The 13855-nt window shown below is 64.2% G+C and carries 11 protein-coding genes; 4 read left to right on the top strand and 7 right to left on the bottom strand.

Annotated elements, in window-relative coordinates; translation table 11 throughout:
• Positions 1 to 4 precede the first annotated feature (4 nt).
• A complete protein-coding gene (locus ACNQOP_RS18560; protein ID WP_257368390.1) occupies positions 5 to 397 on the bottom strand; it encodes a VOC family protein in 393 nt (130 codons plus the stop codon).
• Between the two features lie 128 nt (positions 398 to 525).
• Between ACNQOP_RS18560 and ACNQOP_RS18555 the strand changes: the two genes are divergently transcribed.
• A complete protein-coding gene (locus ACNQOP_RS18555) occupies positions 526 to 1044 on the top strand; it encodes a DinB family protein (protein WP_257368392.1) in 519 nt (172 codons plus the stop codon).
• On the opposite strand, the gene ACNQOP_RS18550 is transcribed toward ACNQOP_RS18555, so the two are convergent.
• Genes ACNQOP_RS18550 through ACNQOP_RS18535 form a run of 4 tightly spaced genes read right to left on the bottom strand, consistent with a single transcriptional unit; the run spans position 974 to position 8198 of the window.
• The gene (locus tag ACNQOP_RS18550; protein WP_416405396.1) at positions 974 to 2050 is read right to left on the bottom strand and encodes a GNAT family N-acetyltransferase; all 1077 of its coding nucleotides are present in this window, start codon (positions 2048 to 2050) and stop codon (positions 974 to 976) included. The two genes, ACNQOP_RS18555 and ACNQOP_RS18550, sit on opposite strands and share 71 nt — an antisense overlap.
• 9 nt (positions 2051 to 2059) lie before the next feature.
• Positions 2060 to 5485, bottom strand: coding sequence for a thiol reductant ABC exporter subunit CydD (gene cydD / locus ACNQOP_RS18545; protein ID WP_416405395.1), 3426 nt, complete (start codon positions 5483 to 5485; stop codon positions 2060 to 2062).
• A gap of 6 nt (positions 5486 to 5491) precedes the next feature.
• A complete protein-coding gene (cydB, locus tag ACNQOP_RS18540) occupies positions 5492 to 6589 on the bottom strand; it encodes a cytochrome d ubiquinol oxidase subunit II (RefSeq protein WP_416405394.1) in 1098 nt (365 codons plus the stop codon).
• A 19-nt stretch (positions 6590 to 6608) separates the two neighbouring features.
• Entirely contained in the window at positions 6609 to 8198 is a 1590-nt protein-coding gene (locus ACNQOP_RS18535) for a cytochrome ubiquinol oxidase subunit I (RefSeq protein WP_416405393.1), read from the bottom strand.
• A gap of 281 nt (positions 8199 to 8479) precedes the next feature.
• On the opposite strand from ACNQOP_RS18535, the gene ACNQOP_RS18530 reads away from it, so the two are divergent.
• Both ACNQOP_RS18530 and ACNQOP_RS18525 read left to right on the top strand, forming a co-directional pair.
• A complete protein-coding gene (locus ACNQOP_RS18530) occupies positions 8480 to 8866 on the top strand; it encodes a BlaI/MecI/CopY family transcriptional regulator (RefSeq protein ID WP_211714067.1) in 387 nt (128 codons plus the stop codon).
• A gap of 5 nt (positions 8867 to 8871) precedes the next feature.
• A complete protein-coding gene (locus tag ACNQOP_RS18525; RefSeq protein ID WP_257368398.1) occupies positions 8872 to 9858 on the top strand; it encodes a M56 family metallopeptidase in 987 nt (328 codons plus the stop codon).
• Between the two features lie 19 nt (positions 9859 to 9877).
• Here the strand turns inward: ACNQOP_RS18525 and ACNQOP_RS18520 are convergent, their stop codons facing one another.
• A complete protein-coding gene (locus tag ACNQOP_RS18520; protein ID WP_257368399.1) occupies positions 9878 to 10414 on the bottom strand; it encodes a Chromate resistance protein ChrB in 537 nt (178 codons plus the stop codon).
• A gap of 33 nt (positions 10415 to 10447) precedes the next feature.
• Here ACNQOP_RS18520 and ACNQOP_RS18515 point away from each other — a divergent pair, with 33 nt between their 5' ends.
• Entirely contained in the window at positions 10448 to 11656 is a 1209-nt protein-coding gene (locus tag ACNQOP_RS18515) for an MFS transporter (RefSeq protein ID WP_416405392.1), read from the top strand.
• Here the strand turns inward: ACNQOP_RS18515 and ACNQOP_RS18510 are convergent.
• On the bottom strand, positions 11653 to 13761 hold the full coding sequence (locus ACNQOP_RS18510; protein ID WP_235520477.1) for a DNA gyrase/topoisomerase IV subunit B: 2109 nt from the start codon (positions 13759 to 13761) through the stop codon (positions 11653 to 11655). The genes ACNQOP_RS18515 and ACNQOP_RS18510 overlap by 4 nt on opposite strands.
• Positions 13762 to 13855 lie beyond the last annotated feature (94 nt).

The following is a 13855-nucleotide window of genomic DNA, read 5'->3' as shown; positions in this document are numbered from 1 at the left end:
CAAGCTAACCGTTTCCACCCATTTGGTTCAGGCTCAGTATGTTCCCCTCGGTGTCCAGGAACCACGCGGCGGCGCTTCCGTCGGGCATGGTGGCGATGCCGTTTTCCGTCTTGAGGCCAGGGAAGTCGTAGTCTTCGAAGGCCACTCCCTTCCCGCGCAGCTCCTCGACGGTGGCTGCGACGTCATCGACCATCCAACCCATTTGGGTATTCCGTGCGGTCCCCGCGTTCGGGGTCTCGTACAGAAGGAACCCGGTGCCATCACCGCACCTGTACTGGAGGTTGTCATCCGCGTCCGGATTCTCTGGCTCGAGTCCGAGTTTCTCACTGTAGAACCCGCGGGCCCGCTTCAGATCCTGCGCCGGTAAAACGGCAGCCACTTGCTGATCTTTGAGCATGATTCTCTCTTTCCGGCTCTCCTCCCGGAACGAACTTTACTCCTGGCCGTGACGGGAAGTAATTGGAAACCGACCCCGTTTTTTGCTTTTGGCCGGGACGTCCGCGCGGTTCAGCTTAGACTGGCGACATGCCGATCATCCCTGATGAAAAAGACTGGACCTGGGTGCTCTCAGAGCCCTGCAATGAGTGCGGTTTCGATCCCGCTACGGTGACCCCGTCGACAGTGCCGGGCACCGTCCTGAACATGCTGCCGAGGTGGAGGGCTGTGCTGCGCCGCGAGGACGTTGCGGTACGTCCCAACGACCACACGTGGTCCACCTTGGAATATGCGTGCCATGTGCGCGATGTTTTTAGCCTGTTTGACCAGCGGTTGAACCTGATGCTGAGCGAGGACGACGCACAGTTCGCCAATTGGAACCAGGACCAGGCCGCCATCGACGGCGAGTACGGCTCCGCGGACCCCCGGACGGTGGCCGACGAACTGGAAGCCGAGGGCGCCACCATCGCCGAGTCCTTTGCCCGGGTCCGGGAGGAAGACTGGGAGCGGACAGGGACGCGCAGCAACGGCTCGGCCTTCACCGTGCTGACGTTCTCGCAGTACTTCCTGCATGACGTCGTCCACCACCTGCACGACGTGGACGGCTAGAGCATTTCTCCCACGTCATGCTGCGGTTGACCGGCTCGTAGCCCATGCCAAGATAGAGCTCCAAGGCGCCGGTCGGGTTGGCCGAGTCAACGTCAAGGGAGGCGACATCCATACCGGCCAGCGAGTATCGCCGCATGGCGTCTGCCAGCAGGGCCTGGGCGATTCCCCTGCCCCGGTAGGCTCGTCGAACCCCCAGGAGTTCGGTGTAGCCCTCCTTGAAACCGCGGTCACGTGCCGCGTCCGGGTCGTGGCTGGCCAGTTGGTAACCCACAACGTCACCCGTGGCCTGGTCGAGCACCACGGTGCTCAGATCATGCCTGGCGGTGGGTTCTTCGATAGTGAACCTCCATGCTTCCTTGTCCCTGGGTTCGCTCCCCCAATGGTCACGGAAAGCATCGTTGTGGGCCTGCCGCACCGATTCGAACAGGGGTGGTTCGAGCGTCCGCAGTTCGAGCCCGCTTCCCAGGGGAGCATGTGGCAGTTCAGTTGCCAACGTCCGGTGCATCTCATTGAACCAGCGCACCGCTCCATAGCCGTGCCCCATCAGCAGAGCGGCTTGGTGTTCGTGTTGCTCTTCAGTGCGGATGCGAAGCCTTGGCGGCGCCGTCGTGTGCCCCGCCTCCTGGTCCTCGTGGAAGCGCTGGCGTACTTGCGCTTCCTGCCACAGCAGGATGGTGGAGCCTATGCCGCGCTGCTGCCAGCCCGGGTCAACGCACGCCATTCCCGTGGCTTTGTCGCCCTCCGGGTTCTTGGTGATGCGCCCGTAAGCCCGCGCCACGCCGCCGGCGTCGAGGCCCAGGAGCGTACTGGCCTGCGGAGGATTCCTGCTGGACTCGAGGACATGGATCAGGTCCCCCTGCTTTTCGTACCAGGCAGGATGTTCGACGGCGGCTGTCCTGGCGATCAGTCCGGCCCAATTGTCCAGGTCCTCCATGGAGGCAGGCCGCCAATGGAGGCCTGTCATGGCGGCGTCGGGCATGGCTTGGCGTGCTGCTTCGAAAGGCATGCCAACAGGCTACTGAGGGGTAGTCCTTCCCACCAGCTCCGCCGCGCCCGCGCCGGGGCCTACAGCAGGACCCACGGCAACTACCGACGAGCCCAGCTCCAGGCGGGCGTCCGAGGGATCGATATCCTCGGGATTGTGGGTGACAAGGACTACCGTGACGTCCTTGAGTCCTGCCCGGAGGATCGCCATCATTTCGCGGGCTGCGCCGGCATCCAGGTGCGCCGTTGGCTCGTCCAGAAGCAAAATGGAGGCACCGGTCAGCAAAGTCCTTGCCATCGCGAGCCGCTGCCGTTCGCCGCCGCTGAGGAAGGACCCTTCGGGTCCTATCCGTGCGTCGAGCCCGCCGGGCATGGTCTCCACCAAAACGTCCAGCCCAACATCGGCCAGCGCCTTGTGCATGTCCGCCTCCGTCGGTTTCGCCGCCGCGGGCCGGCTCAGCAGGAGGTTCCCACGGATGGTGGAATCGAAAAGGTGCGCCTCCTGCGGGCACCAGGCCGCCGTCCCCGTCATTTTCGCCGTTCCCTGCGTGAGTGGCAGGAAGCCCAGCAGCACCGACAGGAGAGTGGATTTTCCTGCCCCGGAAGGCCCTGTCACGGAGAGCCAGCGGCCGGGTCCGGCTTCCACCGTGAGGCCAGCGAACACGTTCGGACCCCCGGGCCATGCTGCGGCCGCGTCCCTCAATTCCAGTCCCGCTTGGCCGTCGCGTTCAGTCAGTGGCCGCGGGCCGCCGTCGGGGTCTTCCGAAGCGGTCCCGGATGCGGCGTCCAGGGCCCCGGACGCGGCAACGCGGCCCAGGACGGCTGCGAGCGCCGGGGCTTGGCGCACCGAGGAGACGATGCCCCCGAAGGGTTCAACCAGCGCCAGCAACATCAGGACGATCACGGCTACGAGTTCGGGTGCTGCGGAGCCGTCGGCGACAGAGGGAGCGCCGAGGACACCCGCCCACAGGGCTGCCAGCGAGCAGGCCAGGACGATCACAGCTTGCCCGAGCCCCTCGGCCCACGCCGAACGCTGGGCGGAGACGGTGGCTGCGCGGTCCTTGTTGCGGAGCTCCCGAAGGACGGGCTCACCCACTCCGTTGGCAGCGAGGTCTGCCCGTGCGTCCAATGCCGCAGCGACTCCCTTCAGTACCACGGAGCGCATCTGCTGTTCTGATGTTGCGGCGTTCCTGTCGGCCAGGACGGCGAGGAACGGAGCAATTGCCAGGCCGATGACAGACGCCAGCACCACGGCGGGAACTGCTGCGGGTATGACCAGCGCAGTGGCGATGATGGCTGCTGCGCTTACTCCCACTGCGGTGACCGGAGGCAGTGCAACGCGGGGCAGGAGGTCGCGGAGGGTGTCGACGTCGTCCACCACCGACCCCAGGACGTTGCCGCCTTGAAGGAGTCGGCGAAGGGACAGCGCCCTCCGGCTCAGTGTTGCCCACAGTGCGCCCCGGAGGCGCGTCATGGCAGCGAAAACGGCGTCGTGGGTCAGCAGGCGCTCGCAGTACCGCAGGACTGCCCTGCCAATACCGAAGAACCGGACCCCCACTATTGCGCCGAGCAGGTAGAGGATGGGCGGCTGTTCGCTGGCCCTGATGATCAACCATGCTGACAACCCTGAAAGGGCTACGGCGAACAAAGCGGCAAGGACTGCTACGGCACCCGCGGCGGCGAACTTCCAGCGGACGGGCTTCAGGACCCCCAGCAGGCGTCGCAGGCTTCCGGTCCGGTGCATGGCCGGAACGATGCCGTCCGGCCGTGCGGAAGTACCCGCGACGGTTCCACGCATGGATTCCTCGTGGTTCCCAACGACGGCGGGGCGCACGGGGCCCTCCCCCGCCCGTGGTGCCGGCAAGGGGTGCTTGCGCCCCACGGACACCACGTGGTCGGCGAGCGCCCGGGTGGCGGCGTCGTGGGCCACCAGGATCACCGTGACCGAACCGCGGAGTGATTCCATGGCGTTTCGCACGACGCTGGCAGAGTAGTGGTCCAGGTGTGCGGTGGGTTCGTCGAGCAGCAGCACGGTGGCTCCGGCTTCCACGCGCGCGAGCCCGCGGGCGAGGGCTACACGGCGCAGTTCGCCGGGGCTCAGCTCAGCGGGGTGTTTGTCGGCGAGATGGTCCGCCGCGGTCCGTTTCAGGACACGTGCCACAGCTGCGTCACTGTTGCCGGTGTATCCCTCCAGGTAAAGCTCGATCTCCTGCTGGACGGTTTCCGCTGCCATGACAGGATGCTGCGGCACCCATGCCACAGTCCCTTGTCCTGCTCCCCTGATGTGCCCAGTGACTGCGGTACCCGCCCCCGGACCGACCAGCCCGGCCAGGACAGCCAGGACTGTGCTCTTCCCGGTCCCGCTGTCCCCGTCCAGCGCGGTGATCCTGCCTTGGGTTGCAATGAAGCTGAGGGGTCCGACGGCGGCCGCTGACCTGCCGCTGTACGTCACCGAAAGATCGGTCACCACGGTGTCTTCCGGCCCGGGAAGGGCGGGAGTTTCCTGCAGTCGCTGGTGCGCGGGTGCTTCCAGCACGGCCTGGGTGGTTTCGAGAGCGGCACGGCCGTCGTCGCTGGCGTGGTGGGCCGTACCCAGTTCCCGGAGCGGCAGGTAGCAGTCGGGGGCAAGGATCAATGCCAACAAGCCTGCTTCCAATGCCATGTCCCCGGCCACAAGCCTGACACCGATGAACACGGCCACAACGGCTACGGAGATCGTGGCTATAAGTTCCAGGGCAAGTGCCGAAAGGAAGGCTGTGCGGAGGGTTCCCATGGTGCGGCTGCGGTATTGCTCGGAGATATCCTCCAAGGCTGCGCGTTGCTCACTGGCGCGGCCCAGGCCCACCAGGACCGGCAGGCCTTTGGCGAGTTCAAGAATGTGCCCGGACAGTTTCCGCAGGGTGGTCTGCGCGTCGCGGACACTGTCCTCGGTGTGCCGGCCAATCAGCACCATGAACAGTGGAACCAGGGGCACGGTCAGGACGATCACCAGTGCGCTGACCCAGTCGGCGAACAGGATACGGGCGCCGATCAACAAAGGCACCGTTGCGCAGTTCACCAACGCCGGCAGGTATTGCGTGTAGTAATCGTCCAGGGCGTCCAGTCCCCGCGTCGTGAGGATCGCCAGGCCGCCGTCGTTCATTCCCTCCACCGGCGAGGCGGCGCCGTCTCCCAGTGATCGCCGCAGCAGGCTGGCGCGCAGCTCCTCTTTGACGCCCAAGGCGGCCCGGCGGGAGGCAATGCCCTGCCCCCACACCGTCAGCGAGCGAAGGACAGCTCCCACGGCGCCCCAGATGACTCCGCTGTTCCAATCCCCGGACCCGGAAGCCAGGCCTGCCAGCATCACCGCCACGGCCTGCGCCATCAGCACCAAGGACAGGGCCTTGAGGGCGGACAGCAGCCCGATCGCGTAGAGGGCGGATCGGGTAACCGGGCCGGAAGGGAACACGGGCTTCATCGGCGTTCAGACTCCCGGGTGGGTTGGCTTGCCGGACGGGGTACCGTCCGAACCCGGTTCCTTGGAAACCAGGACTTTTGCGGCGATCGCAGGCAAGAACCCGTGCGCCTCGGGGATGTGCGCTGCACTGACGCGACGCCGGAATACCCAGTACGTCCAGGATTGGTAGGCAATGACCAGCGGCAGCCCTACGGCGGCAACAATACTCATCAGGCCCAACGTGTAGTCCGAAGACGAGGCGTTGGAAATGGTCAGGTTGAAGGCGGGATCGATCGTGGAAGGAATGACCACCGGGAACGCCGCACCGAAGATCGAGGCCGTGGCGCAGACAATGAAAGCGCCGAGGGCACCGAATGCCCGCCCCTCGGATCCTGCCCGGGCCAACTGCCAGGCCAGGACTACGGCCACCACCGCGGCTGCCACCAAGGCCCAGGTCCACGGCTTCCCGCTCAGGAACTGCACCGCCAGCATCCAGCCGAACATCGGCAGCACGGCAACCGGGACCAGCCGCACAAACCAGCGGCGCGCACGGTGCCGCACATCGCCGTCGGTCTTCAGCGCCAGGAAGGCCAGGGCGTGAACCAGGGCGAACGCCACAACACCGAACCCGCCGAGGAGCGCATACCCGCTGAACCAGGACATGGGGCCACCCACGCGGTCCCCGTTGGCGTTCAACGGCAGGCCCGTTGTTGTCAGCGCCAAGGCGGCGCCGATCCCAAAGGCGGCAACGAAGGAGCCGACGGCGATGGCCCAGTCCCAGCGGTTGCGCCAACGGACGGAGTCAACCTTGCCCCGGTACTCGAAGGCGACCGCACGGAAGATCAGAGCCGCGAGGACGCACAGCAACGGCAGGTACAACGCCGAGAACAAGGATGCGTACCAGAGGGGGAATGCAGCGAAGGTTGCACCTGCCGCAGTGAGCAGCCACACCTCATTGCCGTCCCACACCGGACCAATCGTGTTCAACAGAACGCGGCGGTCGGTGTTGTTGCGTGCGAACAGCTTCATGAGCATGCCGACGCCGAGGTCAAAGCCCTCCAGGAAGAGGTAGCCGGTCCACAGAACGGCGATGGCCACGAACCAGATAGTTGGCAACAGTTCCATTGTCAGTTTCCCTTGGCTTCTAGTAGGCGAATGCCAGGACGTCGTCGCCGGACTTGTCCGGGCCGTCGTCGCTCTTGTCGTGCTTGTCTGTCTCCTTGGCATGGGCAAGTTCAGGCATCGCCGACGCCACTCCGCCGCGGATGTACTTGACCAGCAGCTTCACTTCAACCACCAGAAGCACGGCGTAGATGGCGGTGAGGACCACCAGCGAGGTCATGAGCTCACCCGCACTGACCCCCGGAGAGACAGCTGCCGCTGTAAACATGAAGACCTGGTCGATCCCGTTCATGTCAGGATTCGGGGCCACCACGAACGGCTGGCGTCCCATCTCCGTGAAGATCCACCCGGCCGCATTGGCACCGAAGGGAGCAAGAATCCCGAAGACCGCCAGGCGCATGAGCCACCTGGACTGGGGCACCACACCCTTGCGGGTGACCCACAGGGCCAGCAGGGCCGCGAGGGCTGCGATGCCCCCAAAGCCGATCATCATGCGGAAGCCCCAGTACGTCACTTCCATCACGGGAACATAGTGGATCTCCTGGCCGGCGCGCTCGCCGTACAGCGGGTTGTCGGGCAGGTGGGTGCCGTACTTTTCCTTGTATTCACCGAGCAGGCTGTTGACGCCCTTGACCTCGGTGGTGAAATCGCCCTTGGCCAGGAAGGACAGGATCCCCGGGACTTCGATGACCGCCACAATGTCATCGCAGTTCGAAGCACCGAGGTTGCCCACGCTGAGCACCGAGAAGCCAGTGCCATCGTGGCAGGCGGCTTCCGCAGCGGCCATCTTCATGGGCTGCTGTTCAAACATCAGCTTGCCTTGGAGGTCGCCAGTAATGGCGGTCCCCGCGAAGGAAATCATGGCCACTACGGCACCGATCCTCAGTGATCTCATCCATACCGTGTAATCAGCCTTGTCGCGGCCTGGAATTGCAGCCTCACCCGGAATCAGCTTGCCATCGGCACCCACCACGTCTATCCCGTCGTGGCGCCTGCGCCACAGGTGGTACCAGGCGATTCCCAGCAGGAAGGCACCCGCAACGGCCAGTGCGCCGAACAGGGTGTGCGGCACTGCGACCAATGCTGTGTTGTTGGTAAAGACTGCCCACGCATCTGTCATAACGGGACGGCCATCCACCATCTCCACACCAACAGGGTGCTGCATCCAGGAGTTCGCCACGATGATGAAGTAGGCGGAAAAGACCGATCCGATCACTGCGATCCATAGGCAGGCCAGGTGCACGCCACGCTTGAGCTGCTTCCAGCCGAAGATCCACAGTCCCAGGAACGTGGACTCCACGAAGAAGGCAAGCAGCGCCTCAAGGGCCAGCGGAGCGCCGAAGACGTCGCCCACGAACCGGCTGTACTCACTCCAGGCCATCCCGAACTGGAATTCCTGCACGATTCCGGTTGCCACGCCCATGATGAAGTTGATGAGGAACAGCTTTCCCCAGAACTTGGTCATGCGCAGGTACTCGGCCTTACCCGTGCGGTACCAAAGGGTCTGGATGATGGCTACCACCATGCCAAGGCCAATAGTGAGCGGCACCATCATGAAGTGGTAGACGGTAGTGATGCCGAATTGCCAGCGTGCGATTTCCAAAGCGTCCATGGCTGTCCTTTGTGCGGTGGACCGAAGTGCAATGACGGTACTTCTACGTTCTGTAGAAAACGTGTCTTCTACACAGTGTAGAACAAATGGCGGCAGACCAAACCCATTCTTCAAGTGGCGTTACGCACGCGCAAGGCCCTCCTCCGGCCCGCGGCGCGCCGATAGTTCTACCTGACGTAGAATGGAGAGTTGAAAAGCGGTAAATTAGTGAATGAATGTTGGATCGTCGCACCGGGCGGCAGAAGTGCTGTTGTTGGGATGCGGAAGGTAGGGACGTATTGATGGCAAGTCTTGGGGAACTGGAACGGGCAGTCATGGATCTGCTCTGGGCAGGCCAGGAGGCTGCAACTGCCAACACCCTGCGCGATCTCCTCGCGCAGGATTCCGAAGCCGGCGATGGCTCGGCAGGGCACCAGGGCAAGGACCTGGCCGTGACCACGGTTCTTACTGTCCTCTCCCGGTTGGAAAAGAAGGGCCTTGTGGAGCGTGAGCGCGGAACCCGCCCGCACCGCTACCAGGCCGTTTCCAGCCGCGCAGACCACACCGCCGAGCTCATGCACGAAGTCCTTGGCTCCGCTCCGGACCGGGAAGCCGTCCTCGCCCGATTCATTGGCTCCGTCACTGAAAGCGAAGCCGCAACACTGCGCAAACTGCTCGGCTACAATTAGCCACTATGTTCTGGACCTCATACCTGCTTGCGGTCCTGGCATTGATCCTGGCATGGCCCGTGCCCGTTCTGCTGTCGCGAGCACAGTGGCCTGCACGCTCCCCCTTCACAGCCATGGTGCTGTGGCAGGCGATCGCCCTGGCCGGTGGGCTTTCCATGATTGGCGCCATGCTTGTGTATGGCCTGGAACCCGTGGGCGACAACCTCCTCGCCGGCCTCCGGAGCCTGGCAGGAATGGTCTTCTACAACGAACCCACCACAGCGCTGGGATTCTGGCATCTCTTCGCCCTGTCGGCAGCTGCCCTGCTGACAGCCCACTTGGTCTTCACTCTCCTGCTGACCTACTACAAGATTGAACGCCAGCGGCGCCGGCACCGCGAACTACTGGCCCTGCTGGCATCACCCTCCGACGACGGACCGGGAACCGTGGTAATCAACCATGACTCGCCAGTGGCGTACTGCCTGCCCGGCGGCGCCCGCTCAGTGACCGTGCTCTCCGATGGCCTCATGGCAGCCCTTGAACCCGCCGAACTCAGGGCCGTCCTCATTCACGAGAATGCACACCTTTCCCAACGCCACGACCTTCTGCTGTGGGCCTTCGCCGCCTGGCGGCAGGCCTTACCGTGGTTTCCCACCACCCGGCTCGCCCAGACCGCCGTGAACTCCCTGATCGAGATGCTGGCCGACGACGTCGCCCTCCGAACGGAAAGCAAAGGGACACTCATCAAGGCAATCGCCATTGTCGCCAGCGGTTCGTCCCAGCCGACCATTGGAACCCACGCCTTCACCACAGGAGGCGCGGTGGTGGAGGGCAATTCAGTCAGCGCTACCGGCGGCGCCGATTCTCCACGTACGACGGCGTCCCGCGTCAGCCGCCTCCTCTCGCCGCTGCCTCCGCTCACCAGAGGCCTGCGGATCCTGGTCCTCGCGGCCTCAATCCTCCTGCTGGCCGTACCGACAGCCCTGCTGATCGTTCCCGGACTCCTGGGCTAGTGTCGGGACCGGCACGTGGCTACTGCTGCAGTGTGACTTCATAGACCCTTGAGGCATAGCGCTCAAGGGCGGTCCCGCACCGCGCAAGATGGTCGGCTGCTTCTCCCGCCTGTGGAAGATGCAGGACATCGCGGGACTTCAATTCGCGGAACCAGCGCCTCAGGCGTTCCAGGCTCTGTTCCTCCTCCTCCAGCTCGGCGAACGTAAACTTTTCGTGGGCAACTTCCTTCACGATTTCCTGTTCGAACTTGCCACAGTCCGCCATGAACTCGGACCACTCCTCCAGTCGGGCAGCTTCATACGCACTCCGGAAGGTGTCCACGCCCTGGTTACGGGGAGAGGCGTCCACCAACGTCCAGGAGCCACCGCCGTTGGCAACCAGTTCTTCGGCCCGGGCCAATCCGGCGTCGAAGGACGGATGGACGGGAAGCAACCAGGTCCCCGGCGACAGCGGTACCGCGCCAATCCGGCGAAGTTCACGCCAGACCGCCACCCTGTGCCTGGACGGCTGCGAAGGTACCTGGACGAGGATCAGTAGCCAACGTTGATCAATCACAATTCTGAATGTAGCAGCTGTTACATTTGTTCCGTGAATGCCTCAGAACCCTCCGACTCAGCGCGCCTGGTCGCGGCCCAACGATGGCCCCTCTATGCAGCAGGATTTACCACCGCGTTCGGAGCCCACGCCGTCGCCGCAGGGCTGGGGGCCGAAAGCGCGGACATCGGGCTCAGCCTCCTGGGGCTGGGCATCCTGCTGGCCCTTTACGACATCGCAGAGGTGTTCCTCAAACCGGTTTTTGGCGCCCTCAGCGACCGCATCGGCCCCAAGCCGGTGATCGTGGGCGGTCTGGTTGCTTTCTCCGCCGCTTCCCTTATTGGCCTCTGGGCAGATCAACCGGCAATGCTTGCCGCAGCCCGCCTGGGACAGGGAATGGCAGCGTCGGCGTTCTCCCCCGCATCATCCGCTGGCGTTGCCCGGCTGGCCGGGGGAAAGACCGGTCGCTACTTTGGCCGCTACGGCTCGTGGAAAGGACAGGGCTATGCCATAGGGCCACTCCTGGGGGCCCTGGCCATCGTGGCCGGCGGCTTCGCCTTGCTGTTCCTTGTCCTGTCGGCCCTTGGCCTGGTGGTGGCAGCGTGGGCTGCATTCTCCGTTCCACCGCTGGCACCGCTTCCCCGGCCCAGGTACACCATCGTCGATGTGTGGCGCCAAAGCACGGAGCGCTCGTTCCTGGGACCAACGCTGGTCCTTGCCGCCGCGACGGGAGCCCTGGGTGCCGCCGTCGGATTCCTCCCGGCTCTTGCTGCCCGCGAAGGCCTAGGCACAACCGGCAGTGTTGCCGTGGTGACGGTGCTCGCCGTTGCTTCATCCCTGGTGCAGCCACGCATCGGCAGCCTGCGGGACCGGGGCCGGCTTGCCGATAGGCCCGGCATGATGGCCGGACTGGCTGCCATTGCCGTCGGCACGCTCGTAGCCGCGCTCCTTCCCGGCGCCGGCTGGACTTACGGCGCCGCTGTCCTGATCGGGCTCGGAATAGGCGTCGCGACGCCGCTGGCTTTCGCCCATCTCGCCGACTCGACCCCTCCGGAGCGCCTGGGCCGGACCATGGGGTCGGCGGAGCTCGGACGCGAGCTTGGCGACGCAGGCGGCCCGTTGCTGGTGGGCGGAGTTGCCGTCGCCGCCGGGCTGCCATGGGGACTGTGTGCGTTGGCCCTGGCCGTGGGAGCAACAGCACTGTCGGCCCCCGCGGGCCGCACCGCAAAGGACAACACCGCGCCGACTACGCCCAGCGCCTAAGCGTCGATACGTTCCCTGTCGAGTGTCGCTGCCCCGGCAATAATGAACTCCTTGCGCGGCGCAACGTCCGAACCCATCAAGAGGTCGAACACTTCTTCTGCCCGCTGCGCGCTGTCGATGCCTACCTTCCGGAGGGTCCTGTGCCGCGGATCCATGGTGGTCTCGGCCAGTTGTTGAGCATCCATTTCACCAAGGCCCTTGTACCGCTGGATGGGCTCTTTGTAGCGCTTGCCCTCCTTGGCGAGGTTGTTGAGGAGCACGTGAAGCTCGGCCTCGGAGTAGGTGTAGATCATCTCGTTGGCCTTCTGGCCCGGGTTGATGACCTCAACCCGGTGCAATGGCGGGACGGCGGCAAATACCCGGCCGGCTTCAACCATGGGACGCATGTAGCGGAAAAACAGCGTCAGCAGGAGGGTGCGGATGTGCGCGCCATCGACGTCGGCGTCGGTCATGAGTATGACCTTGCCATACCTGGCAGCGTCAATATCGAAACTGCGGCCCGAGCCTGCCCCCACCACCTGGATCAGTGCCGCGCACTCGGCATTGGAGAGCATGTCCCCCACCGAGGCCTTTTGCACGTTGAGGATTTTGCCTCGAATCGGAAGCAGCGCCTGGAAGTCGGATGAGCGCGCAAGCTTGGCTGTACCCAGCGCGGAGTCGCCCTCAACGATGAACAGTTCCGAGCGGGCAACGTCGTCGGTGCGGCAATCCGCGAGCTTCGTGGGCATTGACGAGGTTTCCAGGGCGTTCTTGCGACGCTGGGTTTCCTTATGGACACGGGCCGAGATGCGTGACTTCATCTCGCTGACCATCTTCTCCAGAAGGAGCGCCGACTGGGCCTTGTCGTTGCGGTTGGCCGAATTCAGCCGGGAAGTGATTTCCTTTTCAACGACCTTCGCCACAATCGCCCTGACCGCGGAGGTGCCGAGAATTTCCTTGGTCTGCCCCTCGAACTGGGGCTCCGCCAGGCGTACCGTCAACACGGCGGTCAGCCCGGCGAGGATGTCATCTTTCTCGATCTTGTCGTTGCCGGCTTTGAGCTTGCGGGCATTCGTCTCCACAGCCTTGCGGAAGGTCTTCAGCAGGGCAGCCTCAAACCCCGACTGGTGGGTTCCGCCTTTGGGGGTGGCGATGATGTTAACGAAGCTGCGCATGGTGGTCTCGTACCCGATACCCCAGCGCAGGGCAATATCCACCTCGCAGTCGCGCTCGACTTCCGCGATCTTGCTGTGGCCGTTTTCGTCCAGGACGGGCACGGTTTCCTTGAACTTTCCTGAACCATGAAGGCGCCAGACGTCAGTCACACCGGAATCGGCTGCAAGGAATTCGACAAACTCGGAGATCCCACCGTCGTGGTGGAATACCTCTTCGTGGGCACCGTTCTCGCCCGGCGTCCCGGCCAGCTTTCGTTCATCACGGACCGTAATTTTCAGGCCCGGAACCAGGAAAGACGTCTGGCGGGCACGCGCCGCCAGGTCGTCATAGGAGAACTTTGCGTCAGGAGTAAAAATCTGGCGGTCTGCCCAATACCGGATGCGGGTACCGGTCACGCCACGCTTGGCCTTGCCCACGACGTCCAGCACGGACTTCTCCACAAAGGGCTCAAACGGGGCGTCGGGCCCGGGCTTGGAACCTGGGTCCACGAACCGGCCGGGCTCGCCGCGGCGGAACGACATCTGGTAGGTCTTGCTCCCCCGGTCCACCTGGACGTCCAGCCGGCTCGACAAGGCGTTGACCACTGACGCACCCACGCCATGCAGGCCACCGGAAGCAGTGTACGAACCGCCGCCGAACTTGCCACCTGCGTGCAGTTTGGTAAAGACAACCTCGACGCCGGAGAGTCCGGTTTTTGGCTCGACGTCCACGGGGATGCCACGGCCGTCGTCGTGAATTTCGACAGAATTGTCGGCATGCAGGATCACCTTGATGTCGTGTCCGAAACCTGCCAACGCCTCGTCTACCGAGTTGTCAATGATCTCCCACAAACAGTGCATGAGGCCGCGGGAGTCGGTGGACCCGATGTACATGCCCGGACGCTTTCGAACGGCTTCCAGGCCTTCAAGGACAGACAGGTGCCGGGCGTTGTATTCAGAACTCGGTGCCACTCGCGGTGTGCTCCTTCAGAGGTATATCTCAGGGTGTTTCCCAGCCGTGATATCGCTGGTAATTCAAGGCAAACACTGCCAATACTAGGCTAGC

Origin of the sequence: Arthrobacter sp. LFS091 (genome assembly GCF_047977885.1) — a bacterium.
Taxonomy (GTDB): Bacteria; Actinomycetota; Actinomycetes; order Actinomycetales; family Micrococcaceae; genus Arthrobacter.
This window is presented reverse-complemented; position numbering and strand designations above follow the sequence as displayed.